The organism is Micromonospora inositola (assembly GCF_900090285.1).
In the GTDB taxonomy this organism is placed as follows: domain Bacteria; phylum Actinomycetota; class Actinomycetes; order Mycobacteriales; family Micromonosporaceae; genus Micromonospora; species Micromonospora inositola.
Map to the genome: position 1 here is coordinate 6,056,950 of NZ_LT607754.1, position 25,858 is coordinate 6,082,807.

28 protein-coding genes and 1 pseudogene are annotated in these 25,858 nt (G+C 74.3%); 13 read left to right on the plus strand and 16 right to left on the minus strand.

Features of this window, described 5'->3' with window-relative positions; all coding sequences use genetic code 11:
• The first annotated feature begins 117 nt into the window (after positions 1-117).
• A complete protein-coding gene (locus GA0070613_RS28895; RefSeq protein ID WP_089015162.1) occupies positions 118-2,280 on the plus strand; it encodes an elongation factor G-like protein EF-G2 in 2,163 nt (720 codons plus the stop codon).
• 79 nt (positions 2,281-2,359) lie between these two features.
• Here GA0070613_RS28895 and GA0070613_RS28900 read toward each other — a convergent pair whose 3' ends face one another.
• Positions 2,360-3,064 (minus strand): SDR family NAD(P)-dependent oxidoreductase, encoded by a 705-nt coding sequence (locus GA0070613_RS28900; protein ID WP_089015163.1) that lies wholly within the window; start codon positions 3,062-3,064, stop codon positions 2,360-2,362.
• Between the two features lie 102 nt (positions 3,065-3,166).
• On the opposite strand from GA0070613_RS28900, the gene GA0070613_RS28905 reads away from it, so the two are divergent.
• Positions 3,167-4,006, plus strand: a complete 840-nt coding sequence (locus GA0070613_RS28905; protein WP_089015164.1) for a helix-turn-helix transcriptional regulator — start codon at positions 3,167-3,169, stop codon at positions 4,004-4,006.
• 91 nt (positions 4,007-4,097) lie between these two features.
• Here GA0070613_RS28905 and GA0070613_RS28910 read toward each other — a convergent pair whose 3' ends face one another.
• Both GA0070613_RS28910 and GA0070613_RS28915 read right to left on the minus strand, forming a co-directional pair.
• Positions 4,098-5,156 carry an aldo/keto reductase gene (locus tag GA0070613_RS28910; RefSeq protein ID WP_089015165.1) on the minus strand — a complete coding sequence of 353 codons (1,059 nt, stop codon included), beginning with the start codon at positions 5,154-5,156 and terminating at the stop codon, positions 4,098-4,100.
• 37 nt (positions 5,157-5,193) lie between these two features.
• The gene (locus GA0070613_RS28915; protein ID WP_089016263.1) at positions 5,194-5,826 is read right to left on the minus strand and encodes a CG0192-related protein; all 633 of its coding nucleotides are present in this window, start codon (positions 5,824-5,826) and stop codon (positions 5,194-5,196) included.
• A 181-nt stretch (positions 5,827-6,007) separates the two neighbouring features.
• Between GA0070613_RS28915 and GA0070613_RS34080 the strand changes: the two genes are divergently transcribed.
• Complete coding sequence (locus tag GA0070613_RS34080; RefSeq protein WP_269459017.1) at positions 6,008-6,136, plus strand: hypothetical protein; 129 nt, start codon at positions 6,008-6,010, stop codon at positions 6,134-6,136.
• Between the two features lie 33 nt (positions 6,137-6,169).
• Here the strand turns inward: GA0070613_RS34080 and GA0070613_RS28920 are convergent, their stop codons facing one another.
• Entirely contained in the window at positions 6,170-6,727 is a 558-nt protein-coding gene (locus GA0070613_RS28920) for an HIT family protein (protein ID WP_089015166.1), read from the minus strand.
• 66 nt (positions 6,728-6,793) lie between these two features.
• Positions 6,794-8,800: a threonine--tRNA ligase gene (gene thrS / locus GA0070613_RS28925; protein WP_089015167.1), complete on the minus strand. Its 2,007-nt coding sequence runs from the start codon at positions 8,798-8,800 to the stop codon at positions 6,794-6,796.
• A 218-nt stretch (positions 8,801-9,018) separates the two neighbouring features.
• On the opposite strand from thrS, the gene GA0070613_RS28930 reads away from it, so the two are divergent.
• Entirely contained in the window at positions 9,019-9,966 is a 948-nt protein-coding gene (locus GA0070613_RS28930; protein ID WP_231929552.1) for a DUF1775 domain-containing protein, read from the plus strand.
• A gap of 41 nt (positions 9,967-10,007) precedes the next feature.
• Here the strand turns inward: GA0070613_RS28930 and GA0070613_RS28935 are convergent, their stop codons facing one another.
• Positions 10,008-10,931 carry an ADP-ribosylglycohydrolase family protein gene (locus tag GA0070613_RS28935; RefSeq protein ID WP_089015168.1) on the minus strand — a complete coding sequence of 308 codons (924 nt, stop codon included), beginning with the start codon at positions 10,929-10,931 and terminating at the stop codon, positions 10,008-10,010.
• 73 nt (positions 10,932-11,004) lie between these two features.
• Here GA0070613_RS28935 and GA0070613_RS28940 point away from each other — a divergent pair, with 73 nt between their 5' ends.
• The 3 genes from GA0070613_RS28940 (at position 11,005) to GA0070613_RS28950 (ending at position 13,645) form a co-directional block, all read left to right on the plus strand.
• Positions 11,005-11,694 carry a response regulator transcription factor gene (locus tag GA0070613_RS28940; protein ID WP_089015169.1) on the plus strand — a complete coding sequence of 230 codons (690 nt, stop codon included), beginning with the start codon at positions 11,005-11,007 and terminating at the stop codon, positions 11,692-11,694.
• Between the two features lie 29 nt (positions 11,695-11,723).
• The gene (locus tag GA0070613_RS28945; protein ID WP_089015170.1) at positions 11,724-13,115 is read left to right on the plus strand and encodes a HAMP domain-containing sensor histidine kinase; all 1,392 of its coding nucleotides are present in this window, start codon (positions 11,724-11,726) and stop codon (positions 13,113-13,115) included.
• A 242-nt stretch (positions 13,116-13,357) separates the two neighbouring features.
• Positions 13,358-13,645, plus strand: a complete 288-nt coding sequence (locus GA0070613_RS28950; RefSeq protein ID WP_089015171.1) for a hypothetical protein — start codon at positions 13,358-13,360, stop codon at positions 13,643-13,645.
• Here the strand turns inward: GA0070613_RS28950 and GA0070613_RS28955 are convergent.
• Together GA0070613_RS28955 and GA0070613_RS28960 are read right to left on the minus strand one after the other, a co-directional pair.
• Positions 13,602-14,627, minus strand: coding sequence for an adenosine deaminase (locus GA0070613_RS28955; RefSeq protein WP_089015172.1), 1,026 nt, complete (start codon positions 14,625-14,627; stop codon positions 13,602-13,604). The genes GA0070613_RS28950 and GA0070613_RS28955 overlap by 44 nt on opposite strands.
• Positions 14,624-15,418, minus strand: coding sequence for a trans-aconitate 2-methyltransferase (locus GA0070613_RS28960; RefSeq protein ID WP_089015173.1), 795 nt, complete (start codon positions 15,416-15,418; stop codon positions 14,624-14,626). The genes GA0070613_RS28955 and GA0070613_RS28960 overlap by 4 nt, the downstream gene beginning before the upstream one ends.
• Positions 15,419-15,504: 86 nt before the next feature.
• On the opposite strand from GA0070613_RS28960, the gene GA0070613_RS28965 reads away from it, so the two are divergent.
• Both GA0070613_RS28965 and GA0070613_RS28970 read left to right on the plus strand, forming a co-directional pair.
• On the plus strand, positions 15,505-16,497 hold the full coding sequence (locus GA0070613_RS28965) for an aldo/keto reductase (RefSeq protein WP_089015174.1): 993 nt from the start codon (positions 15,505-15,507) through the stop codon (positions 16,495-16,497).
• A 73-nt stretch (positions 16,498-16,570) separates the two neighbouring features.
• The gene (locus tag GA0070613_RS28970) at positions 16,571-16,768 is read left to right on the plus strand and encodes a hypothetical protein (protein WP_089015175.1); all 198 of its coding nucleotides are present in this window, start codon (positions 16,571-16,573) and stop codon (positions 16,766-16,768) included.
• A gap of 127 nt (positions 16,769-16,895) precedes the next feature.
• Here GA0070613_RS28970 and GA0070613_RS28975 read toward each other — a convergent pair whose 3' ends face one another.
• The 7 genes and pseudogenes from GA0070613_RS28975 to GA0070613_RS29005 form a co-directional block, all read right to left on the minus strand.
• Positions 16,896-17,099 (minus strand): cold-shock protein, encoded by a 204-nt coding sequence (locus GA0070613_RS28975; RefSeq protein WP_011905669.1) that lies wholly within the window; start codon positions 17,097-17,099, stop codon positions 16,896-16,898.
• A 287-nt stretch (positions 17,100-17,386) separates the two neighbouring features.
• Complete coding sequence (locus GA0070613_RS28980) at positions 17,387-17,659, minus strand: DUF4235 domain-containing protein (RefSeq protein ID WP_089016265.1); 273 nt, start codon at positions 17,657-17,659, stop codon at positions 17,387-17,389.
• 245 nt (positions 17,660-17,904) lie between these two features.
• Positions 17,905-18,096, minus strand: a pseudogene (locus tag GA0070613_RS33850) (DUF3618 domain-containing protein); the annotation flags it as partial.
• Positions 18,093-18,527, minus strand: coding sequence for a phage holin family protein (locus tag GA0070613_RS28990; RefSeq protein ID WP_089015177.1), 435 nt, complete (start codon positions 18,525-18,527; stop codon positions 18,093-18,095). The gene GA0070613_RS28990 and the pseudogene GA0070613_RS33850, both read right to left, overlap by 4 nt.
• A gap of 334 nt (positions 18,528-18,861) precedes the next feature.
• Positions 18,862-20,058 (minus strand): mechanosensitive ion channel family protein, encoded by a 1,197-nt coding sequence (locus GA0070613_RS28995; RefSeq protein ID WP_089015178.1) that lies wholly within the window; start codon positions 20,056-20,058, stop codon positions 18,862-18,864.
• A 79-nt stretch (positions 20,059-20,137) separates the two neighbouring features.
• Positions 20,138-20,959, minus strand: a complete 822-nt coding sequence (locus GA0070613_RS29000) for a DUF1206 domain-containing protein (protein WP_089015179.1) — start codon at positions 20,957-20,959, stop codon at positions 20,138-20,140.
• Between the two features lie 60 nt (positions 20,960-21,019).
• A complete protein-coding gene (locus GA0070613_RS29005) occupies positions 21,020-21,385 on the minus strand; it encodes a hypothetical protein (protein WP_089016266.1) in 366 nt (121 codons plus the stop codon).
• Positions 21,386-21,461: 76 nt separating this feature from the next.
• On the opposite strand from GA0070613_RS29005, the gene GA0070613_RS29010 reads away from it, so the two are divergent.
• Entirely contained in the window at positions 21,462-22,688 is a 1,227-nt protein-coding gene (locus GA0070613_RS29010) for a cysteine desulfurase-like protein (protein ID WP_089015180.1), read from the plus strand.
• Entirely contained in the window at positions 22,685-22,972 is a 288-nt protein-coding gene (locus GA0070613_RS29015; protein ID WP_089015181.1) for a GNAT family N-acetyltransferase, read from the plus strand. The genes GA0070613_RS29010 and GA0070613_RS29015 overlap by 4 nt, the downstream gene beginning before the upstream one ends.
• Positions 22,973-22,990: 18 nt before the next feature.
• On the opposite strand, the gene GA0070613_RS29020 is transcribed toward GA0070613_RS29015, so the two are convergent.
• The gene (locus GA0070613_RS29020) at positions 22,991-24,499 is read right to left on the minus strand and encodes a glycoside hydrolase family 3 protein (protein ID WP_089015182.1); all 1,509 of its coding nucleotides are present in this window, start codon (positions 24,497-24,499) and stop codon (positions 22,991-22,993) included.
• 138 nt (positions 24,500-24,637) lie between these two features.
• On the opposite strand from GA0070613_RS29020, the gene GA0070613_RS34085 reads away from it, so the two are divergent.
• Positions 24,638-24,760, plus strand: a complete 123-nt coding sequence (locus GA0070613_RS34085; protein WP_269459018.1) for a hypothetical protein — start codon at positions 24,638-24,640, stop codon at positions 24,758-24,760.
• Positions 24,761-24,855: 95 nt separating this feature from the next.
• Positions 24,856-25,806, plus strand: coding sequence for a TIGR03557 family F420-dependent LLM class oxidoreductase (locus GA0070613_RS29025; protein ID WP_089015183.1), 951 nt, complete (start codon positions 24,856-24,858; stop codon positions 25,804-25,806).
• The last annotated feature ends 52 nt before the right edge of the window (positions 25,807-25,858 follow it).

A 25,858-nucleotide genomic window follows, 5' to 3' on the forward strand; every position in this document is an offset into this window, starting at 1 on the left:
TCGAGTACCCGTCGTCCAGGAGACCACCGGAGGATATCGCCGCGGCACCCGCCCGGGCCCGCTTCCCCGTCGCGCGCGGCGGTCGCCACCACCACCGGCTGAGGGAGGTGCGCCGCGATGGCGCAGAAAAATCAGGAGAAGGGGGTCACCGGCGGCGCGCCGGTGGTGACCGAGCCCGGCAGGGTTCGCAACGTGGTGCTCGTCGGGCACTCCGGCGCCGGCAAGACCACCCTGGTCGAGGCGCTGCTCGCGGCCAGCGGCACGATCGGCCGGGCCGGCACCGTCACCGACGGCACCACCGTGTGCGACCACGACCCCGCGGCGGTACGCCAGCAGCGCTCGGTGAGCCTGGCCTGCGCCCCGCTGCTGCACCACGACGTCAAGGTCAACCTCCTGGACACCCCCGGTTACGGGGACTTCGTCGGCGAGCTGCGGGCCGGGCTGCGGGCCGCCGACGCGGCGCTGTTCGTGGTCTCCGCGGTCGACGGGATGGACGCGGCCACCGCCGCCCTGTGGGAGGAGTGCGCCGCGGTGGACATGCCGCGGGCCGTCGCGGTGACCCGGCTGGACCACCCGCGCGCCGACTTCGACGAGGCGGTGGCGCTCTGCCAGCGGGTCTTCGGCGACAACGTGCTCCCGCTCTACCTGCCGATGCTCGGGGACGACGGGGAGTCGGTGGTCGGCCTGATGGGGCTGATCACCCGCCGGGTCTTCGACTACTCGGCCGGGCTGCCGGCGGCGGTGCGCGAGCCGGACCCGGAGCACCTGCCGGCGATCGTGGAGTCCCGCAACGAGCTGATCGAGGGGATCATCGCCGAAAGCGAGGACGAGACCCTGCTGGAGCGCTACCTCGGCGGCGAGGAGATCGACACCGAGGTGCTCATCACCGACCTGGAGAAGGCGATCGCCCGGGGCCACTTCTACCCGGTCGTGCCGGTCTGCGCGGAGACCGGGGTGGGCCTCGACGCGTTGCTCGACGGGCTGGTGTCGGCGTTTCCGTCCCCGCTGGAGCACGACCTGCCGGCGGTCACCGGGGTGGACGGCTCGCCCCGGCCGCCGCTGGCCTGCGACCCGGCCGGCCCGCTGGTCGCCGAGGTGGTCAAGACCACCGTCGACCGGCACGTCGGGCGGGTCTCCCTGGTCCGGGTCTTCTCCGGCACGCTCCGCCCCGACCAGGTGGTGCACGTCTCCGGGCACGGGATGACCGAGCGGGGGCACCCCGACCACGACGCCGACGAGCGGGTCGGGCACATCTACAGCCCGCTCGGCGCCCAGCTGCGCGAGGTGACCGCCTGCGTGGCCGGCGACCTGTGCGCGCTGACCAAGTCGGGCAGCGCGGAGACCGGCGACACCATCTCCGCCAAGGACGAGCCGCTGCTCGTCGCGCCGTGGGAGATGCCGGAGCCCCTGCTGCCGGTGGCGATCGTGGCGAAGAGCCGGGCCGACGAGGACGCCCTGGCGCGCAACCTGTCCCGGCTGGTCGCCGGCGACCCGACGCTGCGGCTGGAGCGCAACGCCGAGACCCACCAGCTGGTGCTCTGGTGCATGGGCGAGGCGCACGCCGACGTGGTGCTGGACCGGCTGCGCTCCGGCGGCGTCGAGCTGGAGACCGAGCCGGTACGGGTGGCGCTGCGCGAGACGCTGAGCGTGGCCGCGAAGGGGCACGGCCGGCACGTGAAGCAGTCCGGCGGGCACGGCCAGTACGCGGTCTGCGACATCGAGGTGGAGCCGCTGCCCCGGGGCGCCGGCTTCGAGTTCGTCGACAAGGTGGTCGGCGGGGCAGTCCCGCACAACTACATCCCGTCGGTGGAGAAGGGCGTCCGGGCGCAGATGGAGCGTGGCCTGGTCGCCGGCTTCCCGGTGGTGGACCTGCGGGTGATCCTCTTCGACGGCAAGGCGCACAGCGTCGACTCCTCCGACGCGGCGTTCCAGACCGCCGGCGCGCTCGCGCTGCGCGACGCGGCCGAGAAGGGGCAGCCGGCGTTGCTGGAGCCGGTCGACGAGGTGACCATCCGCGTTCCCGACTCCTCGGTCGGCGCGGTGCTGGGTGACCTCTCGGGCCGGCGCGGCCGGGTGCTCGGCACGGAGCCCGACGCGGACGCCGAGGGGCGCACGCTGGTCCGGGCCGAGGTGCCCGCGGCGGAGCTGCTGCGCTACGCCGTCGAGCTGCGCTCGATGACCGCCGGCATCGGCACCTTCCGCCGCGAGTTCGCCCGCTACGACCCGTTGCCGGCACACCTGGCCGACCAGGCCCGCAAGGAGCACGGCACCCACCCCTGACGCACCCCTGCCGGCCGGGTCCGGTCCGGCCGAAGGCCCCTCCCCTGGAATCCGCCGTGGGAGGAGGGGCCTTCCGCTGCTACCAGGGGAGGGTGCCTTCGGCGTCGAAGTAGCCGCCGGTCGGGCCGTCGGGGCCCACCTGCGCCATCCGGACGATGATCTCGGCGCCCTCCTCGACGGTCTGGGTGCCCGTGCGCCGGTTCAGGTCCGTCGCGGTGAAACCGGGCTCCACCGCGTTGATCCGCATGTTCGGGAAGGCCTTCGCGTACTGCACGGTGATCATGTTGACCGCGATCTTCGACGCCGGATAGGCGACGCCCGGGTACGCGTGCGTCGGCGTGCCCGCGGTGACCCGGGCCATCGAGGCCAGGCCGCTGCTGAGGTTCACCACGACCGGGGCGGCGGACCGCTGCAGCAGCGGCAGGAACGCGTTGGTGACGCGTACCACGCCGAAGACGTTCGTCTCGAACACCTGCCGCATCATGTCGGCGGTCACCTCGGCCGGGCCGATCACCGCGCCATCCGGCGCGCGCTCTTCGATGCCGGCGTTGTTGATCAGCACGTCCAGCCCACCGTCGGCCTCGACGGTCCTCGCCGCGGCCGCGACGGACGCGTCGTCGGTGACGTCGATGACAACCAGCCGGGCGCCCAGCTGCTCGGCGGCCCGGCGCCCCCGTTCAGCGTCCCGGCTGCCGACGTAGACGGTGTGACCTGCGGCGATGAGCCGGCGGGCGGTCTCGAACCCGAGTCCCTTGTTCGCTCCGGTGATCAGTGCTGTGGTCATGCCTCGACGCTACGGCCGGGCGGTGTGGTTACCCGGTGTTCCCGTCGTCCTGGGACTGCCGGTACCAGTCAGGCCCGCGGCCGGCGTCGCAGACTGGTAGGCATGGCGAGCGCGGAGTTCGGACGGGCGGTGCACCGCTGGCGGGACCGGGTATCGCCGGAGGCGGCCGGGCTGCCCGCCGGCGGGCGGCGGCGGGCGGCGGGACTGCGCCGTGAGGAGCTGGCCCTGCTGGCCGGGATCTCCGTCGACTACGTCACCCGCCTCGAACAGGGCCGCGCCGCCCACCCGTCGGCGCAGGTCGTCGAGGCCCTGGCCAGGGCCCTGCGGCTGTCGGGAACCGAGCGCGCACACCTGTTCCGGCTGGCCGGGCTGGCGCCGCCGGGACCGGAGACGGTACCCGCGCACCTCACGCCGAGCGTCCAACGACTGCTGGACAGACTGACCGGGACACCCGTCGCGGTCTACGACGCGTCCTGGACGCTGCTGGTGGCGAACCCGCCGTACGCGGCACTGATGGGGGATCCGTCCGGATGGCGTGGCGACCAGCGCAACGGCGTGTGGCGACATTTCCACGGCCTGGGGGCCCGGGTCCGGCACACGCCGGAGTCCCTGCGCGGGTTCGAGGCTGCCCTGGTCGCCGACCTGCGCACGGCCGCCGGCCGCTATCCGGCCGACCAGCGGCTACGGCGGTTGGTGGAGGAGCTGCGCGCGCACAGTGCGCGGTTCGCCGAACTGTGGGATTCCGGCGCCGTCGGCCGTCACGAGGCCGCGCGCAAGACCATCGACCATCCGCAGGTCGGCCCGCTGACGCTGGACTGCGACGTGCTCACCGTGGCGGGCAGCGACCTGCGCATGATGATCTACACGGCCGAGCCCGGCACCGAGGACGCCGAACGGCTCGCCCTGCTCACCGTGCTCGGCACCCAGGCACTCGCCGGATAGCCGCCCCGCACCCGCGCCGATCGTCGAGATGTGGTGGTCGCCTCGTCCGCCGCACCCCTTTCGCGGGACGCCCAACCCCATGACCGCCGCGTCAGGGACGGGCGGCGGGGACCGGGGGCATCGGCCAGTGGGGGCGGTCGGCGTCACGGAGCGCGGCCGTACGGAGCGCGGCGAGCTGGCGTTCGACCTCGGCGAAGTGGTCGGGGTCGAGGGGGCCCCGGCGCAGGGCGGCGGCGTTCTCCTCCACCTGGGCGACGGTCCGCGCGCCGGGGATCGGCACGGTACGGCCGCTGCGCGCCCAGATCCAGCCCAGCGCCCCCTGCGCGAGGGTCCGGCCGTCGGCGGTCAGGGCGCCCCGGACGGCGGCCACCCGGCGCAGCCACTCCGGCGCCGGCCGGCCGCTGCGGAACCACTCCAGCCAGTTCGGGGCGGTGCCCCGCACGTCGTCGCGGGGCAGCGTCGAGGCGGTGGTGTACTTGCCGGTCAGCAGCCCCATGCCGAGCGGCCCGCGGGCCACGCTGGCCAGGTCGTGCTTGTCGCAGACCGCCAGCATGGCCGGCGCGTCCCGCAGCACCGACAGGCCGTGCTGCACGGCGGTGGCGCCCCGGGCGACCTGGACGAAGGCCGCCGCCCGGTCGGGCCGGTCGGTGCTCCAGCCGTACGCCCGGACCAGTCCGGCGGCGACCAGGTCCTCCAGCGTGCCGATCAGCGCCTCGGCGCGGGGCACCGGCAGGTCGCCGAGGTGCAGCTGATAGAGGTCGATCCGGTCGGTGTCCAGCCGACGCAGCGAGTCGGTCACCGCGCGCCGCAGGTACGCCGGTGAGGCGTCCTCCCCGGTGGCCTGCCGGGCCGGCTCGTCGAAGGTGTAGCCCCACTTGGTGGCGATCACCGCCTCGTCGCGGCGGCCGGCGAGGGCCCGGCCGAGGATCCGCTCGCCGTGCCCCGCCCCGTACGTGTCGGCGGTGTCGAAGAGGGTCACCCCGAGGTCCAGCGCGCGGCGGACCGCCCGGACCGACTCCTCGTCGTCCACCGCGCCCCAGCCGAGCGGGCGAAGGCCCTCGGCCCACGGGCCGCCGATCGCCCAGCACCCCATGCCGAGCGCGCTGACCTCGATGCCGCTGCGGCCCAACGTCCGCGTGGTCAATGCCATCGACGCATCCTGTCACCTCACGCCGGTGGCGCGGGGTTCAGCGGGGCGTGGCGTACGCCAGCGGCAGCGGGGTGGGCTGGCCCGGCCAGGTGCCGGCGAGCGTGGCGCCGGCGCGCCCGTCGTCGGGACCGGGCCGGCGGACGACGGCCAGCTCGACGGTGTCGGTCGCGATGAGCGTCGGGTCGCCGTGCACCACCCGGCGAGGCGCGCCCGCGGCGGGGAGCTCGACGTCCCCGGCAGCGCTGCTGGTGATGGTCATGCTCGGCTCGCGGTACCGCCGTTCGCCGTCGACCTCGAAGAATTCCTCCGCCTGGCCGGTGCCGGCGAGGATGGCGGCGGCCAGCGCCGCGGCGTAGACCGGATCGCCGCACGCGTCGTAGACCCAGCGCGGGCCGAGCACCGAGTGGTGGGTGGTGCCGACCAACCAACCGTCGGCGCCGTCCAGCGGGGCCCCGCGGTAGGTCAGCGGCACCTGGTGGACCGGCCCGTCACCGGCGCGGACGAGCATCGTCTCGATCCCGACCTCGCCGGCCGGGTCGTCGAAGCGGAATCCCGCCACCCGTACGACGTCCGCGCCCGCCGGTCCGTGGAACCAGGGCCGGCCGGGCAGCCACGCCGCCAGGAGTTCGAGCTTGGTGGGGCGCAGTTCCGCCCGGTGCAGCAGAGCCATGCGGCGCATCGTACCGAGGCGGGCCGACAGTGGTTTGGTGACCTTGGCGGGGAGGCAATAGCGCTGCCGGAGGACGGGATGAGCAGCGCGGTGGGGCAGATCGAGCGGGCGACCGAGATACGGCCGGGTCGAGCTGCCGCTCGCCGCGGTCTGCGGCTGGATCGCCCGGCACGGCGACCGGATGGTGGAGCGCCGGCTGCGGCAACTCGCCGTCCGCGCCCGGCTGGCCGGCGACCGCGCCGCCGCCGCCGAACGGACCGCCACCACCGCCCGCCGCCGCATGGCCCGTCTCCGTACCCCGCTGCGCTAGTCCCCCGCCGCGGCCGGGGATCGCTGCGCGGGTTCAGGCCGGCCAGGCCTTGGCGAGCAGGTCGCGGGTGTCGGCGAGCAGCTGCGGCAGGACCTTGGTCCGGCCGATCACCGGCATGAAGTTGGCGTCCCCGCCCCAGCGCGGCACCACATGCTGGTGCAGGTGCGCGGCGATGCCGGCCCCGGCCACCCCGCCCTGGTTCATCCCGAGGTTGAAGCCGTGCGCGTTGGAGACCCGACGGACCACCCGCATGGCGTCCTTGGTGAAGACCGCCAGCTCGGCGGTCTCCGGCGCGTCCAACCCGGTGTAGTCGGCCACGTGCCGGTACGGACAGACCAGCAGGTGCCCCGGGTTGTACGGGTACAGGTTGAGCACCGCGAAGACGTGCTCGCCCCGGGCGACGATCAGGCTCTCGTCCGGCGGCAGCCCCGGGGCCAGGCAGAACGGGCAGCCGGTGGGCTTCTCGTAGCCGCCTTCGGGCCGGTCCTCGCCGGAGATGTAGGTCATCCGGTGCGGCGTCCAGAGCCGTTCCAGCCCGTCCGCCAGACCGTCGTCGGTGCCGTTGTCGAAGTGCCGCGCCGCCCCAGTCACATCGCCGATCCTACGGTCACCGCACCGGGTCCCACCCGTCCGCACCGGCCGGCGGGCGCGGGGGCGTCAGCTCTCGGCGGACGGCCCCGAGTTGGTCCGGGAGCTGACCACGTCGAGGACGTGGGTGACCGCCTCGGCCATCGGCACGCCGTTGCGCTGCGAGCCGTCCCGGTACCGGAAGGAGACCGTGCCGGCGGCCACGTCGTCGTCGCCGGCGATCACCATGAACGGGATCTTCTGCTGCTGGGCGGTGCGGATCTTCTTCTGCATCCGGTCGTCACCGGCGTCCACCTGGGCCCGGATCCCCTCGGCGCGCAGCGCCGCGACGAAGCCGTGCAGGTAGTCGGTGTGGTCCTCGCGGATCGGGATGCCGACCACCTGCACCGGGGCCAGCCAGGCCGGGAACGCGCCCGCGTAGTGCTCGGTGAGCACGCCGAAGAAGCGCTCGATCGAGCCGAACAGCGCCCGGTGGATCATCACCGGCCGCTGCCGGGTGCCGTCCGCCGCCTGGTACTCCAGGCCGAACCGCTCGGGCTGGTTGAAGTCGACCTGGATGGTGGACATCTGCCAGGTCCGGCCGATGGCGTCCTTCACCTGCACCGAGATCTTCGGGCCGTAGAAGGCCGCGCCGCCCGGGTCCGGCACCAGGTCCAGGCCGGAGGCCTCGGCCGCGGTCCGCAGCGCCTGGGTGGCCTCCGCCCAGTCCTCGTCGGACCCGATGAACTTCGGCGAGTCGTCCCGGGTGGAGAGCTCCAGGTAGAAGTCGTCCAGGCCGTAGTCGCGCAGCAGGTCCAGCACGAAGGTGAGCAGCGTGGACAGCTCGCCCGGCATCTGCTCGCGGGTGCAGTAGATGTGCGAGTCGTCCTGGGTCAGGCCGCGGACCCGGGTCAGGCCGTGCACCACCCCGGACTTCTCGTACCGGTAGACCGTGCCGAACTCGAACAGCCGCAGCGGCAGCTCCCGGTAGGACCGCCCGCGCGCCCTGAAGATCAGGTTGTGCATCGGGCAGTTCATCGCCTTGAGGTAGTAGTCCGCGCCCTCCAGCTGCATGGGCGGGAACATCGTGTCGGCGTAGTAGGGCAGGTGGCCCGAGGTCTCGAAGAGCTGCGCCTTGGTGATGTGCGGGGTGTTGACGAACTCGTACCCGGCGGCCTCGTGCCGGCGGCGGGAGTAGTTCTCCATCTCCCGCCGGATGATGCCGCCCTTGGGGTGGAAGACCACCAGACCGGAGCCGATCTCGTCGGGGAAGCTGAACAGGTCGAGGTCCGCGCCGAGCTTGCGGTGGTCGCGCCGCGCGGCCTCCTCCAGCAGCTTCAGGTACGCCTTCAGCTCGTCCCGGGTCGGCCACGCGGTGCCGTAGACCCGCTGGAGCTGCGGGTTCTTCTCCGACCCCCGCCAGTACGCGGCGGCCGAGCGCATCAGCTTGAACGCGCCGATCAGCCGGGTGTTCGGCAGGTGCGGGCCCCGGCACAGGTCCGACCAGCAGACCTTGTCCTCGTTCGCGGCGAGGTTGTCGTAGATGGTCAGCTCGCCGCCGCCCACCTCCATCACCTCGGAGGAGTCCAGCCCCTCCCCCTTGACGTCGATCAGTTCCAGCTTGAACGGCTCGGCGGCCAGCTCGGTCTTCGCCTCGTCGAGGTTCTTGAAGCGGCGCCGGCGGAACCGCTGGCCGGACTTGATGATCTCCTGCATCCGCTTCTCGAGCTTCGCCAGGTCGTCCGGCTGGAACGGCTTGTCGACCTGGAAGTCGTAGTAGAAGCCGTTCTCGATCGGCGGGCCGATGCCGAGCTTCGCCTCCGGGAAGACGTCCTGCACCGCCTGGGCGAGCACGTGCGCGGTGGAGTGGCGCAGCACGTTGAGCCCGTCCGGCGAGTCGATGCCCACCGGCTCGACGGTGGTCTCCTCGGCGGGCTTCCAGTCCAGGTCGCGCAGCACGCCCTCCGGGTCGCGGACCACGACGATCGCCTTCGGGCCCGTGGTGGGCAGCCCGGCCGCGGCCACCGCGTCGGCCGCCGTCGTCCCGGCGGCGACGACGGCGGGGTCGGCCACGACGGGGGTACGGGGTGCGGACACGGTGACTCCTGTCGTCGATGCTGATCCGATGCGCCGGTGACCGGCTCCTGCGATGCTATCGGTCGCCCGTTCGGCACCGTCGGCGACGCCACCGGCGTCCCGCGTCACGGTCCCGGGGTCCGAGTTCCGCCGACCGTTGAACCTTTCCGCCCTCCGGGCCGAACTACCAGGTGTGGCCGGATCCGGTGCCGGCCGCGTGGAGACGGATGGGGACGACCATGACGATGACCCGTCGCGACCGGGTCCGCGGGACGCTGCTGCTGGTCGCCGCGGCGGCCGGGCTGCTGGGCTGGGCCGGCCCGGCGCAGGCCGCCGGGGTGTCCATCACCACCGCCCCGGCGCAGGTCCACCAGGGCGACGCCGTCGAGGTGACCTTCGCGGTGCCCGAGGAGCGGTCCGGGACGCGGACCGAGCGGATCGAGATCAGGATGCCCGGCGACGCGCCCGTCGGGGAGGTGTACCCGATGTCGGTGCCCGGCTGGGCCCCCCGGATCACCACCCGCACCCTCGACCGACCGGTGGCCGGCATCCACGCCGCGGGGGTGGACACGGTGACGGCCTCGGTGACGTGGATCCGGATGCCCGGCGCGACGGCGGGACCCGCCCGGCTCGCCCTCGGCATGGGCCCGATGCCGGCGACCGACCGGCTGGCCTTCCAGGTCGTGCAGACGTACGCGGACGGCACGGTGGTCCCGTGGGCAGGCCCGGCGGGCGGGGCGCACCCCGCCCCGACGCTCGCGCTGCTGCCGGCGGCGCCCGGTGCGGCCACGGGCGGGCACGCCGGCCACGGCGGGACGACCGCCGAGGGGCCGGCCGACGCCGCCGCTCAGGCCCCGGCCGACGCCGCGGGTGCGGCCGGTCAGGCGCCAGCCGCCGACGGTCCGGACGGGCCGAGCGCCGACCTGCTGCTCGGCGGCGGGCTGATCGCCGGGCTGGCCGGCGGCGCGGCGATCGGCTGGCTGTTCAGCCGGCGGCGACGCGGGGAGCTGGCCCTGGCCCCGGAGCAGGCCGACGGCGCCGGGCACGAGGACGAAGACGACAGCGCCGGTGAGGCGGACCAGATCCCGGCCGACCCGGACCAGCGCGCCCGGCCCGACCGGGGCGCCGGCGGCGAACCGGTGCTCTCCGCCGCCCGTGGAGCGACGGTGGAACCGGCGGCCCGCTGAGGAACCGCCCAGCACGGACCCCCACGGGGGCGGCGGCGAGGTCAGCCCAACCAGTCGGGCAGCGGCTCGCGGGCGGCGAGCCAGCCGTCCGGCACGCCGCCGGGGGTGCCGACGCCGGTGTGCGCGGCGACCACCGCGCCGACGATCGCGGACGTGGTGTCGACGTCCCCGCCGGCCTCGACGCACACCCGGATCGCCGTCGGGTAGTCGCCGAGGTGGGTGGCGGCGACCCAGAGGGTGAAGGGGACGGTGTCCTGAGCGGTCACCCGCGAGCCGTTGCCGAGCGCGTCGGCGACCACCGCCGCCGGACGCTCCAGCAGGGCGGCCGCCCGACGTACGCCCCGGTGCAGTTCCCCGGCCGGGTCGAGGGCCGCGGCGACCGCGCCGATCAGCCGGGCCGGGTCGGGCCGGTCGCCGTCCAGGCGGGCCCGGGCGGCGAGCGAGGCGGCGACGGCCACCGCGACCGCCCCGGCGATCCCCTCCGGGTGCGCGTGGGTCACCTCGGCCGAGGCCCGGGCCTGGTCGGCGGCCCGGCGGGTCGAGTCGGCGTACCAGGCGCCGAGCGGGCCGACCCGCATCGCCGCCCCGTTGCCGCAGGAACCCTGCCCGTCGAACGCGGACGCGGCCGCCACCGGCCAGGGCGTGCCGGTGCGGATCAGCCGGAGAATGGTCACCGCGCCCGGCCCGTAGCCGCGGTAGGGCTCGCAGCGCTCGGCGAAGTCGAGCGCCAGCCGGTCCCGGTCGAGCGGTCCGCCGCCGGCCGCCAGGGCGGCCACCACCGAGCAGGCCATCTCCGTGTCGTCGGTCCACGACCACGGCGGGGGCGGCAGCCGTCCGGCGGCCAGATCCGTGGGGTGCCGGCCGGGGACGAAGAACTGCGACCCGAGCGCGTCGCCGACCGACAGGCCGGCGAGCGCGTCCCGGGCGAGGGCCAGCCGGGCGTCGGGGAACAAGGTGAACGTCATCGCCGTCCCAGCTTGCCCGGTTCGCGGGAGTGCCGCAACGCGATCAACTTGCCACGCCAAGTACGGTCTTGAGGTGGCCACCGTGCTCCTGGTCGAAGACGATCACGTCGTACGCGGCGCGATGCTGCGGTCCCTCACCGACCGGGGGCACGCGGTGCACGCCGTCGGTACGGCCCTGGACGCGCTGCGCCGGGTCGCCGCCGAGACCCCCGACCTGGTCGTGCTCGACCTCGGCCTGCCCGACCTGGACGGCTCCGACGCGCTGCGAATGCTGCGCGGCATCACCGACGTGCCGATCATCATCGCCACCGCCCGCGACGACGAGCAGTCGGTGGTCCGGCTGCTGCGGGCGGGGGCCGACGACTACATGGTCAAGCCGTTCACCGGCGCGCACCTGGACGCCCGGATCACCACCGTGCTGCGCCGCGCCGGCCGGGCCAGCCGCGCGGTGCAGCCGGCCGTGCACACCGTCGGCGGCCTGCGGGTGGACGTGGGCGAGCGCAGCGCCCTGCTCGACGGGGAACCGCTGGCGCTGACCCGCAAGGAATTCGACCTGCTGGCGTATCTCGCCGCACGTCCCGGCCGGGTAGTGTCCCGGCGGGAACTCTTGGAGGAGGTATGGCGGCAGCCTTCGGTCGGCGAGGACCAGACCATCGACGTTCATCTGTACTGGCTGCGCCGCAAAATGGGCGAGTCCGCGGCGAAGCCGCGCTACCTGCGCACCGTGCGGGGGGTCGGCTTCCGGCTGGTGGCACCCGACTGAGGCCGTCGCTGGCCTGGCTCACGGCCGGCATGTGCAGCCTCGTCGCGTTCGCCTTCCTCATCCCGCTCGGGATCAGCCTCGGCGACCAGGCGCGTGAGGCGAAGCTGGCGGACGCCGCCCGGCGCAGCGCCCTGGTCACCGGCGCCCTCGCCGTCAGCACCGACCCGGCGGTCGTCCAGCGGGCCGTGGCGGCCAGCGGTGACGAACCGGCGACCCGGCCCGTCGTACACGGGCTGGGTGGCGACGAGTCCGGGGGCCGCGCCGACGCGGCGGCGCTGGCCCGGGCTGGCGACGAGCGTCGCTCGCTGGTCACCGACGTGCCCGGCGGCGTGCTCCGGCTCGACCCGGTGGTGCTCGGCGACAAGGTCGCCGTGGTGGAGGTCTTCGTCCCCGACCAGGTGCTCGACGAGGGCTCCGGCGGCCGCTGGCTGCTGCTGCTCGCGGTGGCCGTCGCGCTGGTGGGCGCCGCGGTCATCGTGGTCGACCGGGTCGCCGCCCGCGCCGTCGACTCGACCGGCGAGCTGGTCAAGGCGGCCCTGGCGATCGGCGACGGCGACCTCGGCGTCCGCGTCGAGCCGAGCGGCCCCCGGGAGCTGGCCGAGGCCGGGCACGCGTTCAACCGGATGGCCGGCCAGCTGGTGGCGCTCCGCGCCGACGAGCGGGAACTCGTCGCCGACCTCTCCCACCGGCTGCGCACCCCGCTGACCGTGCTGCGGCTGGACGCCGAGGCGCTGGAGTCCGACGACACCAGCATCGGCACGTTCAGCGAGGCGGAGCTGGACCGCCGGCGGGGCATCCGGCGGATCCGCCAGGCCATCGTCACCCTGGAGGGTGAGGTCGACCAGCTGATCAAGACCACCCGCAAGGCGATCACCCAGGAGACCGGCCCGGCGATGTGCGACGTCAGCGAGGTGGTCCGGGACCGGATGGTCTTCTGGGCGGCCCTCGCCGGCGACCAGAACCGCCAGCACCGGGTCAGCGGGGCGCAGCTGCGCATCCCCGCGCCGGTGCCCCGGGCCGAGCTGGCCGCCGCCCTCGACGCGGTGATCGGCAACGTCTTCCGCTACACCCCGCAGGGCACCGCCTTCGAGGTGGCCGTCAGCCGGCGCGACGGGTACGTGGCGATCCGGATCGACGACGCCGGCCCGGGCATCGCCAACCCCGACCGCGCGCTGCGCCGCGGCACCAGTGACCAGGGCTCGACCGGGCTGGGACTGGACATCGCCAAGCGGGTGGCGTTGCAGGCCAACGGCTCGGTGAGCATCGACCGGGCGCGGCTCGGCGGCGCCAGCGTGGTGATGCTGCTGGCCGACCCGGAGGCGACGCCCCGGCAGGTCAACCGGTTCGGGCTGGTCGGCCGGATGGCCCGGGAGGGGCGGGAGCAGAAGACCGCCGGCCGCCGCTGGCCCCGGCCGCGCTGACCCCCCCCCCGCCGGCTGTGCGCCGGCGCAAGTCTTCCTTAGATCCGGGTTAACGACGGGGTCGGGACCACCGCGGACTGACAGGATCAGGGACGAACCCATCAGTTCCGTCGGCGGGAACGCCCGTAACACCAACCGTCCGACGGAGCCGTGCGCGCGGCGGGAGTTCGGTCCCCCCACACCTCGCTCCCGCCGCGCGCCACTCTCCCGTCGAGCCGCACCCCGGGCGTGAGGTGACCGTGATGACGCCGACCGTCAGCCGCCTGGTCCGCTGGGCCGCCGTGATCGGGGTGGGTATCGCCCTCACGCTCGCCGCCTGGCAGGACCCGGTGCTCGCGTACGCTGCGCGGCGGCCACCGCTCGGCGTGCCGCTGGCCGGGATCATGGTCGCCACGGCGCTCGGCGGGGTGGTCGGGCTCGGCCTCGTCCGCGCCGGGGGGCGCCGGCCGCTGCGGGTGTCCCGGCGGCCGGCACCGTCCCGTCCGCTCAGCGTGTCGCGGCGACCAGATAGGCGTCGATCTCGCCGCTGATCCGCGCCTTCTCCGCGGGCTCCAGGAACGAGGCGGTCACCGCGGCGCGGGCCAGCCCGGCCAGCCCCTCCGGACCGGCGCCGAGCAACCGGGCGGCGACCGCGTACTCGTCGTTGAGGGTGGTGCCGAACATCGGCGGGTCGTCGGAGTTGACGGTGACCAGCAGCCCGGCCTCGACGAGCTGCGGCAGCGGGTGCTCGGAGATGGTGGCCACCGCCCGGGTCCGCACGTTGGAGGTGGGGCAGACCTCCAGGGCGATCTGCCGCTCGGCGAGGTAGCTGAGCAGTTCCGGGTCGAGCGCGGCGGAGATGCCGTGCCCGATCCGTTCCGCGCCCAGCTCGCGCAGCGCGTCCCAGACCGTCTCCGGCCCGGTGGTCTCCCCGGCGTGCGGCACCGAGCGCAGGCCGGCCGCCCGGGCCTGGTCGAAGTACGGCTTGAACTGCGGCCGCGGCACCCCGACCTCCGGGCCGCCCAGGCCGAAGCTGATCAGCCCGTCCGGCCGCTCCTCCAGCGCGATCCGCAGGGTCTCCTCGGCGGCGGGCAGGCCGGCCTCGCCGGGGATGTCGAAGCACCAGCGCAGCGCGATGCCGAAGTCGGCCTCGGCCCGCTTGCGGGCGTCCTCGATGGCCTCGCAGAACGCCGGGGCGGGGATGCCCCGGTGCACGTGCGAGTACGGGGTGACGGTCAGCTCGGCGTACCGGACCTGCTGGCGGGCCAGCTCCCGGGCCACCTCGTGGGTGAGGATCCAGACGTCCTCCGGGTCGCGGATCAGGTCGACGACGCTCAGGTAGACCTCGATGAAGTGGGCGAAGTCGCGGAACGCGAAGTAGTCGGCGAGGGCGTCCGGGTCCGCCGGGACGGGGCTGCGCCCCTCGTGCCGAGCGGCCAGCTCGGCGACGATCCGGGGCGAGGCGGAGCCCACGTGGTGCACGTGCAGCTCCACCTTGGGCAGTCCGGCGATGAAGGTGGACAGGTCGGTCACTGGTTCTCCTCTGCGTGGGCGCCGGTGCGGGCCACCACGAAGATCCGGCGGAACGGGAAGTACACCTGACCCTGCCGCACCGGGTACGCCTCGGCGAGGCGTACCCCCAGCTCGGTCCGGAAGTCGGCCCAGCCGGCGGCGTCCAGCGCGGCCCGGACCGGGCGCAGCGCCGTCCCCTCCATCCAGGTCAGCACCGGGTGGTCCGCGTCGGCGGCGGCCGAAAGCAGGTGCACGTAGGTAGTCTCCCAGGCGTCGACCGCGCAGCCGGCGTCGATCAGCAGGGCGGCGTAGTCCGCCGGGTCGCCGACCGGTGCCTCGCGCAGCAGCGGGGCCAGCTCCGCCCGCCACCGGTCCCGCCCGGCGACCTCGCGCAGCGCCCGGTGCGACGGGGCGTCGAAGTTCCCCGGCACCTGCACCGCCAGCCAGGCCCCGGCGGGCAGCTCGCGGGCCCAGCGGGTGAGCAGCTCCTGGTGGCCGGGCACCCACTGGAGGACCGCGTTGGAGACGACCACATCCACGTCCGCCCCGGGGCGCCAGTCGCGCACGTCGCCGACGGCGAAGCTGACCGGCACGCCGAGCGCCCCGGCCCGGTCGATCATCTCCGGGGAGGAGTCGAGGCCGACGATCCGGCTCTCGGGCCAACGCTCGGCGAGGGTGGCGGTGAGGGTGCCGGGTCCGCAGCCGAGGTCGACGACGGCCCGCGGCGGACGCGCCGGGATCCGGGCCACCAGGTCGTGGAACGGCCGGGACCGCTCGTCGCCGTACCGCAGGTAGGTGGTCGGATCCCACATGAACAGCCTCCAAACCGTACGTACGTTTTGTTGAAACCCTACGGCCCCGCGCGCGCACGGGCAAGGGGATCACTAGGCTCGTCGGGATGGAACAGCGCAGCTTCGACCGGCTCGGCCGGCTCGGCCGGCACGTCGGCGTCGTCGGACTCGGCGCCTGGCAGCTCGGCGGCGACTGGGGCCAGGTCAGCGAGGACGCCGCGATGGCCGTCCTGGCCGCCGCCGTGGACGCCGGCGTCACGTTCCTGGACACCGCCGACGTGTACGGCGACGGGCGCAGCGAGCAGCTCATCGGCCGGTTCCTGCGGGAGCGCCCCGGGTCCGGGCTGACCGTCGCCACCAAGCTGGGCCGCCGGGTGGCGCAGACGCCGCAGGCGTACACCCTGGACAACTTCCGGGCCTGGACCGACCGGTCCCGGACCAACCTCGGCGTGGACACCCTGGACCTGGTCCAGCTGCACTGCCCGCCCAGCGCGGTCTTCGCCGACGACCGGGTCTTCGACGCCCTGGACACCCTGGTCGGCGAGCAGCGGATCGCCGGGTACGGGGTCAGCGTGGAGACCTGCGACCAGGCGCTCACCGCCATCGGCCGGCCGGGCGTGGCCAGCGTGCAGATCATCCTCAACGCGGTACGGCACAAGCCCCTCGCACGGGTGCTGCCCGCCGCCGCGGCGGCGGGCGTCGGCATCATCGCTCGGGTGCCCCTCGCGAGCGGCCTGCTCTCCGGCCGGTACGACGAGCACACCACCTTCCCCGCCGACGACCACCGCACCTTCAACCGGCACGGGGAGTCCTTCGACGTCGGGGAGACCTTCTCCGGAGTGGACTACGACCTCGGCCTGGCCGCCGTGCGCCGGCTCGCCCCGCTGGTCGGCGACGGCCGGACGATGGCCCAGTTCGCGCTGCGCTGGATTCTCGACCAGCCCGGCGTCACCGTGGTCATCCCCGGCGCCCGCAACGCCGAGCAGGCCCGGCGCAACGCCGCGGCGGCCGACCTGCCGCCGCTGACCGGCGCGGAGCTGTCCACCGTCCGGCAGACGTACGACGAGCTGATCCGGCCGCAGGTGCACGACCGGTGGTGACCGGCGCGGCGGCGACATGCCGGTGCGCCGGCGGGCATGCTTGGACCGGTGCGGTACGCCGGGAGGGGATTCGATGAGGGGCTGGCTCACGCTCACGCTCGGGCTGCTGGCGGTGGTCGTCGGCGCGGTCTGGACCGTGCAGGGCCTCGGCTACGTCGGCGGCAGCGTGATGACCGACCAGCGGATCTGGGCGGTGATCGGCCCGCTGGTCGTCCTCATCGGACTGGCCGCGCTCTGGTACGGCATGCGCGCCCGCCGCCACCGCCCTTGACCCGCACGTTCCACCCGAACCGCTTGCCGGGAACGCGGAAAGCCCCGCATCCCTGCGCGGGCTGCGGGGCTTCACATCGATCCGGGGGGCCGGATCGCACTGGCCGACGACTGCCGGCCGGCACTGCTCAGAGGGGGCGGACCTGCTCGGCCTGCGGACCCTTCTGACCCTGGGCGATCTCGAACTCCACCCGCTGGTTCTCCTCCAGCGTGCGGTAGCCGCTGGTCTGGATGGCCGAGAAGTGGACGAACACGTCAGCACCCCCGCCGTCGACGGTGATGAAGCCGAAGCCCTTGTCTGCGTTGAACCACTTCACGGTTCCCTGCGCCATGTGTATCTCCTTCTAAAACTGGCGGCCGAGCACGCCGTGCGGCCGATTGGCCGTTTCGAGCAGCGGCGCCTGAGGCGGCCCCCGGTGAAGGAGACTTCTCTCAACCCACGCCATCTCTCAACAGCGGGGAACAGCAAATCACGTAGCGAAAACTCTGCACAGCCTACGCGACGAAATTCTCCGACATGTGACCTGACGGATGCGTCAGATCAACTGGGCGGGCCGGCGGGACCATGCGAAAGGCCCCTTCCCCGTCGATGGTTGGGGAAGGGGCCGACACCTGCGGTTCAGTCGGGCCAGCGGCCGGTCAGCCGCCGTACGCCGACCGCGCCGCCCCGGTCCACGGCGGCCCGGACGACCGCGAAGATCGCACCCTGCAACGCCGCGGCGGCCAGGATCTCGCCCCAGCGGCGGTCCTCGTCGGTGGCGCTGGGCGCCTCGCCGTCGCCCGCGGTCACCTTCCAGACCTGCCGGAAGACCACCCCGGCGACCGTGCCGGCGGCCAGACCGAGCAGCACCCCGACGGGCTTGTACGCGGCCTTGCCGATCTTTCCGCTCACCTGCGCCTCCACTGGACGATCAGCAGCACCACCACGGTCGCCACCGCGCCGGCCGCCACGGCCGCCCACGGCACCGGGTCGCGCCAGACCGCCTCACCCCGCTCGGACGCCTGCATCCGCGCGACCCGGGCCTTCTCCGCGGCCTGCCCGCGCACCACGCCGGCCTTCTCCGCGGCCTGCCCGCGCACCACGCCGGCCTTCTGCGCCGCCTGCCCGCGCACCACGCCGGCCTTCTGCGCCGCCTGCCCGCGCACCCGGGCCATGGTCGACGCGGCCTGCTCGCGCATCCGCGCCTTCGCCTGTTCGGCGGAGTCCTTCAGCCGGGCCTTGACGTCGGCCCTGGCGGCCAGCAGCTCCATCGTCTCACCCAGCTCCACCCGGGTACGCCGGATCTCCTCGCGGAGCGCCTCCGTGTCGCCGGTTCCGTTGCCCGTCATGCCCGCCTCCCGTCCTTCACCGCGGCGGTGACGGTGTCCACGTCCGCCCGGACGCTGCGGACCGTCGCCTCCGGCACCGGCGGGACGGCACGGCTGACCTGCTTCTTGCCGACCAGGGCCAGGATCCCGGCGAGCAGGAAGAGCGCCACCGCCACGATCAGGGCGGCGAGCCACGCGGGCATCACCAACGCCAGCAGCAGGATCACCGTGGCGACCAGGGCGCCCGTCCCGTAGAGGGCCATCACCCCGCCGCCGCCGAAGAGCCCGATCCCGATCCCGGCGTGCTTGCCCTTCTGGGTCAGCTCCGCCCGGGCCAGCGCCAGCTCGTCCCGCACCAGCCGGGAGACCTGCTCGGTGGCCCGCTGCACCAGTTCCGCGGTGGACGGCTCGCTCCCGGTCCGGGACGCGCTGCGACTCGCGACGTCAGCCATGCTGTCCTCCTTTCATCATCACCGCGCTGTATGCCCGGAGTGGCGGCCCGCCAATCCTGCCCGGAGCGCCGGTCCCGCCGCCCACCGTCCGGTGCGCGGGGCGCGTGCCGGAGCCGGGGCGTGCGCAGCAGGTCCCCCGGAACTGACGAAACAAACGCACCGGGAGCAGAAGTCCCCGCAACGGGCGACCCTCGCGGGTCCCCGACGCGGCCGTACGACGCCTTCCGGCAGGTGCAACGGGCCGGCGGGCGGCGAGGTCGCGTCGCCGGCCCGAAGAGCGCGGAGGCCCCGGCGCCGCGGGGGCGGCCGGGGGCTCCGGGCGGCGGCCCGGTGGTCAGCGACGGGCGTCGGCGGACTCCTCGCGGCCCACGAAGGTCTCGCTTCGGGCCTCGCCGTCGTCGCTGCCGCCGAAGAGCCGGGCGTCGTCCGGGACGTCGGTGTCGGCGAGCCGGCGGACCGGCCGGCGCGGCTGGACCGCCTGCCACGGCAGGGCGCCGGTGGCGTCGCCGACCTCGGCGCGCATCCGGGGCAACGCGGTCGGCCGGTGGTCGCGCACCCAGGCCACCAGGTGCTCGCGGACCAGGCAGCGCAGGTCCCAGAGGCTGCCGGCGTCCGCGGCGCTCACCAGCGCCCGGACCTTGACCATGCCGCCGGTGGCGTCGGTCACCTGGAGGACGCAGACCCGGCCGTCCCACAGCTCGCTGGACTCGACCAGGCGACGCAACTCCTCCCGCATCGCCTGCACCGGGATGGCCCAGTCAAGGTCGAACTCGGCGGTGCCGAGCACCGCCGCCTCGGTCCGCGTCCAGTTCTCGAAGGGCGTCTTGGTGAAGTATGAGGTGGGCAGGATCAGCCGACGGTCGTCCCAGATCTGCACCACCACGTAGCTGAGGGTCAGCTCCTCGATCCGGCCCCACTCCCCCTCGACCACGACCACGTCGTCGAGGCGTACCGCGTCGCTGAAGGCGAGCTGGAGGCCGGCGAAGACGTTGCCGAGCAGGCTCTGCGCGGCCAGCGCGGCGACCACACCGACCACACCGGCACTGGTCAGCACGCCTGCGCCGACGCCGCGGACGGCGGGAAAGGTCATCATCATGACGCCGACCGTCAGGATGACGATCACCGCGATGGTGAGCCGGCGCAGCATCACGACCTGGGTGCGGACCCGCCGCACCTGCCGGTTGTTCGGCACGTCCATCCGGAACCGGGCCAGCGCGGTGTCCTCGATCACCACCAGCAACGAGGCGACCAGCCAGGCGGCGCTGGCGATGACGGCGAGCACGAGCGTGTGCAGCACCACCCGCCGAAACGGTGTGCCGACGGCGTACCCGGTGCTGAACCGGGCCCCGAACTGGACGGCGAGGACGGTGGCGGCCACCTGGAACGGGCGGTGCGCGTGCTCGGTGAGTTCGGTCATCAGCAGCGAGCTCCGGCCGAGCCGACCGATGACCCGGTGCACCACCTCGACCAGCAACAGAGCGATCGCCGCCGCGGCGAGCGCGGCGACGATCGTTTCGAGGTAGCTCTGCACAGGCACTACTCCCTCCAGCCGGGCGGGAACGCTTCGGGCAAAGGCCCAATGGTGCCCGGCGGTCGCGGAATCGACCAGGTCAGACCTTGCGGTACCGGGACTGGAGGAAGCAGTAGATCCCGAAGGCGGCGATGCCGAGCGCCATCAGCGCGAGGATCACCGGGCCCCAGGGCTGGTCGCGCAGGGTCCGCAGGGCGGCGTCCAGCCCGCGGGCCTTCTCCGGGTCGTACTTCACCGCGGCGACGACGATCAGGAGGCCGGCGACGGCGAACACCGCCCCCCGGGCGGCGTAGCCGGCCATGCCGAGGCGGCGGGCCAGGGTGTGGGTCTTCGGGCTCATCTCGCCGATCTTGAGGTTCCGCTCGAACTTCTTCTTGAGGCCGTAGATGACCATCCCGATGCCGACGATCGCGATCACCAGGCCGGCGAGCCCGACCAGCCAGCGACCGCCGGTGGAGGCCATCAGCTTCTCGGAGAGGGCCTGCTGCTGGTCGGAGGCGTTCGCGCTGGCGTCCTGGAAGACCTTGATCGCGGTCCAGGCGAGCCAGAGGAAGACCACCGTGCGCACGACCGAGGTGATCCGCTCGAAGAGCCGGTCCCGGCCGCGCAGGGCGCGGTGCCCGATGGCGGCTTCGAACGCCTGCCAGATGGCCATGGCGATCAGGCCGACCGCGATCGTGACGAGCAGGAACTTGCCCATCGGCTGAGCGCCGAGGGTGCGCAGCGCACCGTTCTGGTTGCCCTCCTCGCCGGACTTGCCGAAGGCGATCTGCAGCGCGAGCCAGGCGAAGAGGAGGTGCACGATCCCGTAGCCGATGAAGCCGGCCCGGGTCAACAGTTCGAGCCACCTGCTGTTCGCAGCCTGGGCGGCGGTGGCTCCGGCGTTCCGGGTGAGTGACATGGCGCCAGAATCTCCGGATGCGAAGATTTCCAAACGTCGGCCACCGCCGCCCTGGCCAGGTCAGCTGTTGGGATTGTGCGCCACGCGGATCTTGACCTGCTGGTCGGTGACGCTGTCCAGGGTGACCGCGAAGCCGCCGACCTCGGTGGCCTGCTGGCCGACGGTGAGCGACAGCTGCTCCCCGGCGACCTCGACGGTGACCTGGTCGCCCTGGGCGCCGATCAGCTTGGCCTCGACGCCGAAGATGCTGGCGCTCGCGTCGACGCCACGGTCGAAGGTGACCGTACAGGCGTCCAGCCCGCAGTCGGTGGCGGCGCCCTCCGAGCTGCAGCCGGACAGCAGCGCGACGCCGAGGGCCAGGCCGGCCAGCAGGCCGGCGGCGCGGCGGGTGGGGGTCTGCGAGGGGAATACGCGTCGGTTCGTCACCCGGCCCAGGGTACGAGACGCCGGCGACATCACCACCGCCGGAGATCATCCCAACGGGCGCAGTAGGGTCCCCGGCATGCCGTTCGACATCGCCCGCACCCGGGCCGCATACCCCGCCCTGGCCGAGGGCTTCGCCCACTTCGACGGTGCCGGCGGCACCCAGACCGCCCGGCCGGTGATCGAGGCGGTCACCGCCGCCATGCGCGCGGCGATCGGCAACCGCAGCAGCGCCTTCGTGCCCGGCCGGCGGTCACTGGACCTCGTCGCGGCCGCCCGGTCGGCGGTGGCCGACCTGCTCGGCGCGCGAGCCGAGGGCGTGGTGCTCGGGCCGAGCGCCACGGCGCTGACGTACACCCTGGCCCGGACCCTCGGCGCGGCCTGGCGGCCGGGCGACGAGGTGGTGGTATCCCGGCTCGACCACGACGCGAACGTGCGGCCCTGGGTGCAGGCGGCCGAGGCCGCCGGGGCCACCGTGCGCTGGGCCGAGTTCGACCCGGCGACCGGTGAGCTGCCCGCCGGCCAGTACGCCGACCTGGTCGGCGAGCGGACCCGGCTGGTCGCGGTGACCGCCGGCAGCAACGCGATCGGCACCGCGCCGGACGTCGCCGCGATCGCGAAGACCGCGCACGCGGCCGGCGCGCTGGTCTGCGTCGACGGGGTGCACGCGGTGCCGCACGGCCCGACCGACGTCGCCTCGCTGGGCGCGGACTTCCTGGTCACCAGCGCATACAAGTGGTCCGGGCCACACCTGGCCGCGATGGTCGCCGACCCGGCCCGGTGGGAGCGGCTGCGTCCGGCGAAGCTGCTTCCCTCCTCCGACGCGGTGCCGGACCGGTTCGAGTACGGCACCCCGAGCTTCCCGCTGCTGGCCGGGGTGGCCGCCGCGGTGGACCACCTGGCCACGCTCGACCCGGACGCCACCGGCAGCCGACGGGAGCGGGTCCGCGCCGGCCTGGCCGCCGCCCAGGCCCACGAGGAGGCGGTCTTCGACCGGCTGCTGGCCGGGCTGGCCGCGCGGCCGGCGGTGACCGTGTACGGCTCCCCGGCCCGGCGCTGCCCGACGGTGTCCTTCCGGGTCGCCGGGCTGGCGCCGGCCGACACGGCGGCGGCACTGGGCGCGGCCGGCTTCTGCCTCTCCGCCGGCGACTACTACGCCTACGAATACTTCCGCACGATGGGGCTGCGCGACGGCGGCGGGGCGGTCCGGGCCAGCGTCTACCACTACAACACGGTGGACGAGGTGGACCGGTTGCTCGCCGAACTGGACAGGATCGTCGCCGGCGGGGAGAGAATGGCCCGGTGAGCTTCCTGGTCGAGGAGAACCCCGCCAAGCACCGGTTCGAGATCCTGGTCGACGACGCGCTGGCCGGATTCACGGCGTACGTCCCGCGCGGCGAGCTGCTGGTCTTCACCCACACCGAGGTGGACGACCGGTTCCAGAACATGGGCGTGGGGTCGGCCCTGATCCGGGGCACCCTCGACCAGATCCGCGAGCGCGGCGGCCGGCTGGTGGCGAAGTGCCCCTTCGTGGCCGCCTTCATAGACCGCCACCCCGAGTACGCCGACCTGGTGGTCGCCGAGTCCTGACCGGGCCGCGCCGGCGGCTCAGCGGGCGCCGGTGAGGAGTTCGGCGGCGGCCCGGGCGGCGGCCCGGGTGGCGCCGTGGGTGGCGACGTGGACGGCGCCGGTGACCAGCTCCGGGACGCCGAGTTCCACGACGACGGCGTCCGGGCGGGCGGCCAGCGCACGGCGCACGGCGGCCCGCATCCAGTCGTGCCGGTGCAGGTCCCGCACGACCAGCACGACGGGGCGGCCGGCCGCGCCGGCGGTGGGGTCGGCGGGCGCCTCGCCCTCGGCGTACCGGGCGACGGTGGTGTCCGGGACCAGGTCGGCCAGGGGCGCGGCGATCCCCCACGGGGTCTCGCCGATGGCCATGTTGCGCGGCGGGGCGAACTCCACCACGTGCGCCGGGTGGCGCAGCGGCAGCGCGTCGGCGCCGGCGGCTGCGGTGACCACCCGGAGCGCGCGTCGCGCGGCGGCCAGCCCGACGGCCGAGCCGTCGGCCGCGGCCGGGGTGTCGGCCGGGCGGGCGGCGCGGGCGGCGGCCGTCCAGGCGGCGAGCTGACCGACCCGTTTGGCCGCCTCGGCGAGCCGTTCCTCCGGCAGCTCTCCGGCCTTCACGGCGGCGACGATGGCGTCACGCAGTTCCCGGGCGTCCGCCTCGGTGGCCCGCTCCCCGCCCACGCAGATCGCGTCCGCGCCGGCGGCGAGGGCGCGCACCGCCGCGCCGGCGAAGCCGTACCGGTCGGCGACGGCCCGCATCTCCACCGCGTCGGTGACCACCACCCCGTGGAACCCCAGCTCCTCGCGGAGCAGCCCGCCGAGGATGCGCGGGCTGAGGGTGGCCGGCAGCTCCGGGTCGAGCGCGGGCACCAGCAGGTGCCCGGTCATCACCGCCTGCACCCCGGCGGCCACGGCGGCCCGGAACGGCGCCAGCTCGACGGCGTCGAGGCGGGCCCGGTCGCCGCCGATGCGGGGCAGGTCGTGGTGCGAGTCGACCCGGGTGTCGCCGTGGCCCGGGAAGTGCTTCGCGCAGGCCGCCACGCCGCCGGCCTGGAGTCCGCGTACCCAGGCGGCGGTGTGCCGGGCGACCAGGTCGGCGGCGGCGCCGAACGAGCGGACGCCGATGACCGGGTTGGCCGGGTTGGAGTTGACGTCGGCATCCGGGGCGTAGTTGAGGGTGATCCCCATCGCGGCCAGCTCGGCGCCGAGGTCGCGGGCCACCTCCTCGGTCAGCGCCGGGTCGTCTACCGCGCCGAGGGCGAAGTTGCCGGGCCGGGAGCTGCCCCGGGCGGACTCGATCCGGGTGACGTCGCCGGCCTCCTCGTCGATGGCGACGATGACGTCCGGACGCTCGGCGCGCAGCGTCGCGGTGAGCGCGGCGAGTTGCCCGGGGTCGACGATGTTGCGGGCGAAGAGGACCACCGAGCCGAGGCCCTCGCCGAGCCAACGGCAGACCCAGGGTGGCGGGGTGGTGCCGACGAAGCCGGGTTGCAGCACGGCGGCGGCGAGCCCCGCCAGGTCTCCGGTCGCCCCCACGATCCGCTCGCTCATGCGCTGTCGTACCCCCGTCTTCCCACCGGCCCGCCGCCCCGGCGGCTGCTGCCATGGTCACATCGGGCTCCGAAATAGTCAATAAACCTTACTGTTAGCGCCTGGCGGTTCCCGGCACCGGAGTGGAAGAGTGCGACCATGCACCCCGCGCTGCTCGCCGACGCCACCACCGCGGCGGACGTCCCCGGCGTACGGCTGCTCGGCCTGGTGGTCGGCGGCCTGTTCCTGCTGCTCGCGATCCGGGCGATGTTCCGTCGCTGACCCGCCCGGCCCCGCCGGTTCGGCCGACACCCTCGCGGGTACGGCTCTCGTTGTCCATCCGGTGCGCCCGGCACCGCGAGCAGCGAGGGAGAACAATGAGGATCGGCTACCACCTCTCCAGCGAGGAGTACACCCCGGCGGAGCTGCTGGAGCAGGCGCGCGGCGCCGAGCGGGCCGGCTTCGAGGCACTCTGGATCTCCGACCACTACCACCCGTGGGTGGACGCGCAGGGCCAGAGCCCCTTCGTCTGGTCGATGATCGGCGCGCTCAGCCAGGTCTGCGCGCTGCCGGTGACCACCGCGGTCACCTGCCCCACGGTCCGCATCCACCCGGCGGTCATCGCGCAGGCGGCGGCGACCAGCGCGGTCATGCACAACGGCCGGTTCGTCCTCGGCGTCGGCAGCGGCGAGGCGCTCAACGAGCACATCCTCGGCGACGCCTGGCCGCAGACCGACGTCCGGCTCGAGATGCTGGAGGAGGCGGTCGAGGTGATGCGCGAGCTGTGGCGGGGCGGGTTCGTCAACCACCACGGCAGGCACTACACCGTCGAGCACGCCCGGCTCTACACGCTGCCGGACACGCCCCCGTCGATCTACGTCTCCGGCTTCGGCCCCAAGTCGATCCACCTGGCCGCCGGGATCGGCGACGGGTACATCAACACCATGCCCGACGGCGAGATGGTCCGCCGGTTCCGCGAGAACGGCGGCGGCGACAAGCCGTGCCAGGCCGGCTTCAAGGCGGCGTACGCCGACAGCGAGGACGCCGGCGTGCGGATCGCGTACGAGAAGTGGCCGAACGCCGGGGTGCCGGGCGAGCTGTCCCAGGTCCTCCCCTCGCCGCGCCACTTCGAGCAGGCCGCCCAGCTGGTGAAGCCGGAGATGATGAAGGAGTCGTTCGTCTGCGGCAACAGCGCCGACGCTCACCTCGAGATGATCGACAAGTACGCCAAGGCCGGCTTCGACGAGGTCTACGTGGCGAACATCGGTCCGAACTGGGCGGGCCTGTTCGACCTGTACCGGCGCGAGGTGCTCCCCCGGGTGCGGTGACCGGGTTCGGGCGGCGCTCCCGCGGGGTCGAGAAGGTGGCCGAGGACCAGGT

Bases quoted from the DNA above. Each gene is read 5' to 3' on its own strand.
- GA0070613_RS28895 (WP_089015162.1), top strand. From the start codon at position 118: ATGGCGCAGAAAAATCAGGAGAAGGGGGTCACCGGCGGCGCGCCGGTG.
- GA0070613_RS28900 (WP_089015163.1), bottom strand. From the start codon at position 3,064: ATGACCACAGCACTGATCACCGGAGCGAACAAGGGACTCGGGTTCGAG.
- GA0070613_RS28905 (WP_089015164.1), top strand. From the start codon at position 3,167: ATGGCGAGCGCGGAGTTCGGACGGGCGGTGCACCGCTGGCGGGACCGG.
- GA0070613_RS28910 (WP_089015165.1), bottom strand. From the start codon at position 5,156: ATGGCATTGACCACGCGGACGTTGGGCCGCAGCGGCATCGAGGTCAGC.
- GA0070613_RS28915 (WP_089016263.1), bottom strand. From the start codon at position 5,826: ATGGCTCTGCTGCACCGGGCGGAACTGCGCCCCACCAAGCTCGAACTC.
- GA0070613_RS34080 (WP_269459017.1), top strand. From the start codon at position 6,008: ATGGTGGAGCGCCGGCTGCGGCAACTCGCCGTCCGCGCCCGGCTGGCC.
- GA0070613_RS28930 (WP_231929552.1), top strand. From the start codon at position 9,019: ATGACGATGACCCGTCGCGACCGGGTCCGCGGGACGCTGCTGCTGGTC.
- GA0070613_RS28935 (WP_089015168.1), bottom strand. From the start codon at position 10,931: ATGACGTTCACCTTGTTCCCCGACGCCCGGCTGGCCCTCGCCCGGGAC.
- GA0070613_RS28945 (WP_089015170.1), top strand. From the start codon at position 11,724: ATGTGCAGCCTCGTCGCGTTCGCCTTCCTCATCCCGCTCGGGATCAGC.
- GA0070613_RS28950 (WP_089015171.1), top strand. From the start codon at position 13,358: ATGACGCCGACCGTCAGCCGCCTGGTCCGCTGGGCCGCCGTGATCGGG.
- GA0070613_RS28960 (WP_089015173.1), bottom strand. From the start codon at position 15,418: ATGTGGGATCCGACCACCTACCTGCGGTACGGCGACGAGCGGTCCCGG.
- GA0070613_RS28965 (WP_089015174.1), top strand. From the start codon at position 15,505: ATGGAACAGCGCAGCTTCGACCGGCTCGGCCGGCTCGGCCGGCACGTC.
- GA0070613_RS28970 (WP_089015175.1), top strand. From the start codon at position 16,571: ATGAGGGGCTGGCTCACGCTCACGCTCGGGCTGCTGGCGGTGGTCGTC.
- GA0070613_RS28975 (WP_011905669.1), bottom strand. From the start codon at position 17,099: ATGGCGCAGGGAACCGTGAAGTGGTTCAACGCAGACAAGGGCTTCGGC.
- GA0070613_RS28990 (WP_089015177.1), bottom strand. From the start codon at position 18,527: ATGGCTGACGTCGCGAGTCGCAGCGCGTCCCGGACCGGGAGCGAGCCG.
- GA0070613_RS29000 (WP_089015179.1), bottom strand. From the start codon at position 20,959: ATGTCACTCACCCGGAACGCCGGAGCCACCGCCGCCCAGGCTGCGAAC.
- GA0070613_RS29010 (WP_089015180.1), top strand. From the start codon at position 21,462: ATGCCGTTCGACATCGCCCGCACCCGGGCCGCATACCCCGCCCTGGCC.
- GA0070613_RS29020 (WP_089015182.1), bottom strand. From the start codon at position 24,499: ATGAGCGAGCGGATCGTGGGGGCGACCGGAGACCTGGCGGGGCTCGCC.
- GA0070613_RS34085 (WP_269459018.1), top strand. From the start codon at position 24,638: ATGCACCCCGCGCTGCTCGCCGACGCCACCACCGCGGCGGACGTCCCC.
- GA0070613_RS29025 (WP_089015183.1), top strand. From the start codon at position 24,856: ATGAGGATCGGCTACCACCTCTCCAGCGAGGAGTACACCCCGGCGGAG.